We start from the raw sequence: 1,595 nt of genomic DNA on the forward strand, positions 1-1,595 counted from the left end.
GTCACGCTGAAAATGCCGGCCTTTGAATGGGTTCATGTGCAGCTCCATCAGCAAAAGGGGATGATAAGTTTATCACCACCGACTATTTGCAACAGTGCCCTGTTTAGAGTACTATATGCGCCTGCAACAGTGGGCCACCGAAAATATTAAAAAACTGCTTTATCTCGCGGGGGATGACGCGGTGATTAATTACGGGAAAATGCGGCTGGAATTTTTGCAGAAAGCACTGGCGCAGGATACCTCCGGTGACTTCTGCTTTCGTGTGCTGCATCCGGAAGTGTCTGGCCCGCCGGATATGAAAAAGGCTTCCGCCGGGTACCGTGACTTTATTATCGGTAACAGAGCGTTGCTGGATCTGGTGAATTCAGCCGGTGAAGGGGCTCCGGTTGCGCATTATTCCGCTGATGAAATTCAGTCATTATTTTCGGCACAAATACAGGGGTCGGTGGATAAATACGGCGATAGTTTCCTGACGGATGATCCGTATGTGCTGGCGGAAGACAAGCTGCAAACCTGTCAGATGGAAATTGATTTAATGGCGGATGTGCTGAGAGCACCGCCCCGTGAATCCGCAGAACTGATCCGCTATGTATTTGCGGATGAGTGGCCGGAATAAATAAAACCGGGCTTAATACAGATTAAGCCCGTATCGGGTATTATTACTGAATACCAGACAGCTTACGGAGGACGGAATGTTACCCATTGAGACAACCAGACTGCCTTCTGATTATTAATATTTTTCACTATTAATCAGAAGGAATAACCATGAATTTTACCCGGATTGACCTGAATACCTGGAATCGCAGGGAACATTTTGCCCTTTATCGTCAGCAGATTAAATGCGGATTCAGCCTGACCACCAAACTCGATATTACCGCTTTGCGTACTGCACTGGCGAAAACCGGTTATAAGTTTTATCCGCTGATGATTTACCTGATCTCCCGGGCTGTTAATCAGTTTCCGGAGTTCCGGATGGCAATGAAAGATAATGAACTGATTTACTGGGAACAGTCAGACCCGGTCTTTACTGTCTTTCATAAAGAAACCGAAACATTCTCCGCACTGTCCTGCCGTTATTTTCCGGATCTCAGTGAGTTTATGGCGGGTTATAACGCGGTAACAGCAGAATATCAGCATGATACCAGGTTGTTTCCGCAGGGAAATTTACCGGAGAATCACCTGAATATATCATCGTTACCCTGGGTGAGTTTTGACGGATTTAATCTGAATATCACCGGAAATGATGATTATTTTTCCCCGGTTTTTACAATGGCAAAGTTTCAGCAGGAAGGTGACCGCGTACTATTACCTGTTTCTGTACAGGTTCATCATGCAGTCTGTGATGGTTTTCATGCAGCAAGGTTTATCAATACACTTCAGCTGATGTGTGATAACATACTGAAATAAATTAATTAATTCTGTATTTAAGCCACCGTATCCGGCAGGATTGGTGGCTTTTTTTTATATTTTAACCGTAATCTGTAATTTCGTTTCAGAAGGCACTGTTGCAAAGTTAGCGATGAGGCAGCCTTTTGTCTTATTCAAAGGCCTTACATTTCAAAAACTCTGCTTACCAGGCGCATTTCGCCCAGGGG

General features: G+C 45.0%; 2 protein-coding genes. Both read left to right on the forward strand.

The window, feature by feature from the left end:
* Positions 1-115 precede the first annotated feature (115 nt).
* Positions 116-616 carry a hypothetical protein gene (locus ACNQ0T_RS23110; RefSeq protein ID WP_001239317.1) on the forward strand — a complete coding sequence of 167 codons (501 nt, stop codon included), beginning with the start codon at positions 116-118 and terminating at the stop codon, positions 614-616.
* 149 nt (positions 617-765) lie between these two features.
* Complete coding sequence (locus tag ACNQ0T_RS23115; RefSeq protein WP_001011939.1) at positions 766-1,407, forward strand: type A-2 chloramphenicol O-acetyltransferase CatII; 642 nt, start codon at positions 766-768, stop codon at positions 1,405-1,407.
* Positions 1,408-1,595: the final 188 nt, after the last annotated feature.

The sequence above is a fragment of the Enterobacter cloacae complex sp.6700776 genome, assembly GCF_048284255.1.
Classification (GTDB): domain Bacteria; phylum Pseudomonadota; class Gammaproteobacteria; order Enterobacterales; family Enterobacteriaceae; genus Enterobacter; species Enterobacter intestinihominis.

What these genes read in the sequence shown, in the direction of transcription:
- ACNQ0T_RS23115 (WP_001011939.1), top strand. Translation starts at nt 766, where the DNA reads ATGAATTTTACCCGGATTGACCTGAATACCTGGAATCGCAGGGAACAT.
- ACNQ0T_RS23110 (WP_001239317.1), top strand. Translation starts at nt 116, where the DNA reads ATGCGCCTGCAACAGTGGGCCACCGAAAATATTAAAAAACTGCTTTAT.